The organism is Thermosulfurimonas sp. (genome assembly GCF_015491435.1).
Taxonomy (GTDB): domain Bacteria; phylum Desulfobacterota; class Thermodesulfobacteria; order Thermodesulfobacteriales; family Thermodesulfobacteriaceae; genus Thermosulfurimonas_A.
Genome location: NZ_WFVX01000202.1, coordinates 1 through 2,873 on the forward strand (window position 1 = coordinate 1; position 2,873 = coordinate 2,873).

Below are 2,873 nucleotides of genomic sequence, written 5' to 3' on the forward strand. Positions count from 1 at the left end.
ACCTGGACCCCGTAGGATTCGCTGGCCGGTCCGGGTTGCAGGCGGTAAAGGAATACGATGCGATCCTTCCAGGTCCGCACCGCCACGTTAAAGTTGCGGGCCGCGGGGAGTTCCCGGGCCAGTTCGGTAAGCTCATGATAATGGGTGGCAAAAAGGGTCAGAGCTCCGCGGCGATGGAGATATTCAGCCACCGCCCAGGCGATGGAAAGCCCGTCGTAGGTGCTGGTTCCCCGGCCGATCTCGTCCAGGATCACCAGGCTTCTTTCCGTGGCGTTGTGCAGGATGTTGGCGCATTCGGCCATCTCCACCATGAAGGTGGAACGCCCCCGGGAAAGCTCGTCCGAGGCTCCGATGCGACTGAAGATCCGGTCGCAGAGACCGATGCGCGCGGTTTCCGCGGGAACGAAGCTCCCTATATGGGCCAGGAGCACGATAAGGGCGGTCTGCCGCAGAATGGTGGATTTTCCGGCCATGTTGGGCCCGGTGATGATGAGGAGCCGGGAGTCCTCCGGCGAGAGCCTTACGGTATTGGGCACGAAGTTGCCGGCGGGAAGCACCTTCTCCAGCACCGGATGTCGCCCCTCCACGATCTCGATCCCCGGTTCCTCCGTGATCTCCGGGCGGACATAGCGGTTTTCCTCCGCCACCTCGGAGAGTGAAAGCAGGGCATCCAGTTCTCCCAGGGCCCGGGCGGTCTCGCGCAGGCCCTCGGCCTGTTCAGCCACCGCCTCCCGTAATTCGAGGAAGATCTGGTATTCCAGTTCCTTTATGCGTTCGTCTGCGGAAAGCACCCGGGCCTCAAATTCCTTGAGTTCCGGGGTGATGAAGCGTTCGGCGTTTGCGAGGGTCTGTTTGCGGATGTAGTCCTCAGGCACGCGGGAAAGATGGCTCTTGGTGACCTCAATATAATAACCGAAGACCCGGTTGTAGCCCACGCGCAGGTTGGGGATACCGGTGCGACGGCGTTCCCTTTCCTCGATCTGGGAGAGATAGCGCAGGGCGTTTTCCTTGAGATCGCGCAGTTCGTCCAGTTCCGGATGCACTCCGGGCCGCACCAGGCCGCCCTCCCGGGGGCTGGCGGGGACCTCGTCCAGGAGGGTTCGGGTGAGCCGTTCCTCCAGGGCGGAGAAATCGGCCAGGCGTTCCCGAAGACGGGAAAGGAGCCCCGGGGTCGGGGACAGCAGCTCCCGGATACGGGGCAGTTCGCTAAGGGCCCCTCGCAGGGCCACCAGGTCGCGCGGGCCGGCCAGACGCAGAGCGCAACGGGTGGCCAGGCGTTCCAGGTCCGGGACCCGGGTGAGGGCCTCGCGCAGGGCCCGGCGAAGTTCCTGGTCCTCCAAGAGGATTTCGATGGCTTCCTGGCGCGAGCGGATGGTTTCTGGATCGCGTAAAGGATAAAGGATCCAGTGCCGCAGGGTGCGGCCTCCCATGGCGGTGCGGGTGCGGTCGAGTACCCAGAGGAGGGAATGGCGTACCGAGCCATCGAAACGATTGCGAACCAGCTCCAGGTTCCTTTTGGTGGCCTCGTCCAGGACCAGGTGCTGTCCGGGAAAATAGGGTCGCGGCAGGGAGATGCGTCCCAGGGCCTCCCGTTCGTTTTCCTCCAGATAGGCCAGAACCGCTCCCAGGGCCCGCAGGGCCTCGGGAAGGTCTCCGAAACCGAGCCCGGCCGGGTCTTCCACGGAGAAATGCGCCGAGAGGATTTCGGTGGCCCGTTTTTCCTGGAAATCCGGAGCCGGGCGAAAGGTGAAGGAGAGGTGAGGCAGAAGTCCCCGGAATTCTTCCAGCGGTTTTTCCGGAAATCCCTCGGGGACCAGGATCTCGCGGGGTTCGAGACGGAAGATCTCGTTATGCAGGGCTTCCCGGTCTTCGAGAACCGTGGCCCGCAGGTCTCCGGTGGACAGTTCCAGCACCGCCAGGCCGAAACGGCGCCCGGGGAAAAGGGCGCACAGGTAATGATTCTCTTTATCCGAAAGCCCTTCCGGATCCAGAAAGAGCCCCGGGGTGACCACCCGGACCACCTCCCGGCGCACCAGCCCCCGGGCCTCCCTGGGGTCTTCCACCTGTTCACAGATGGCCACCCGTTTTCCGGCCTCCACCAGTTTGCGGAGATAGGCCGCGGCATGGGCCACCGGGACTCCGCACATGGGTACCCGCTTTCCCCCTCCGGCCTCCCGCGAGGTTAAGGCGATGTCCAGAAGACGCGAGGCCTCCTCGGCGTCCTCAAAGAACATCTCGTAAAAATCTCCCAGCCGGAAAAAGAGAATACAGTCCGGATAGCGACTCTTGATCTCGAAGTATTGGCGGAACATGGGGGTGAAGCGGGAGCTCATGGAAAACGGTTAAAAGACCTGGACTTCCTCAAGGTCTTCGGGCTGGGCAAAGATCTGGATACCGAGTTTTTCCGCTACCTTGCGGGCCTCGGGATCCACCATGGGAGAGATGATCAGACGGCGCTCCACCTTTTGTCCTTCCTTTTCCTCGTAGAAACGCACCTTGCGTTCGAAGGCGTACACTTCGGCCTTGCTCACCGAGCTTTTAAGTTCCGCTACCCACACCTTACCGTCTTTTATGAGGAGATCGATTTCCACCTGATCCGGATGTCCGAAGACCTGCCCGGTCTCGTCGTAGGCGAGATAGCGACTGACTTGGAAGCCCCCGAACTCAGAAAGGATTTCAGCCAGGGCCTCGCGAAAGGCATGTTCGGAATAAAGCCCCCACCGTGCCCCCAGGGCCCCTATGGTGCGATCTATTCTTCGATCCACCCGCCTGACTTCCTTTAACATCTCCTCCCAGCGCTGATCACTTTCCCTCTTGAGTTCCTCCCAGCGTCGATTCATTTCCTCCCAGCGTTGATCACTTTCCCTCTTGAG

2 protein-coding genes are annotated in these 2,873 nt (G+C 61.7%); both read right to left on the reverse strand.

Features of this window, described 5'->3' with window-relative positions:
* Positions 1 to 2,333 (reverse strand): DNA mismatch repair protein MutS (mutS, locus tag F8J34_RS09365; RefSeq protein ID WP_297058780.1); only part of this gene is annotated, 2,333 nt, incomplete at its 3' end.
* 9 nt (positions 2,334 to 2,342) lie between these two features.
* On the reverse strand, positions 2,343 to 2,873 hold a 531-nt coding region (locus F8J34_RS09370), incomplete at its 5' end, for a DUF3782 domain-containing protein (protein ID WP_297058782.1).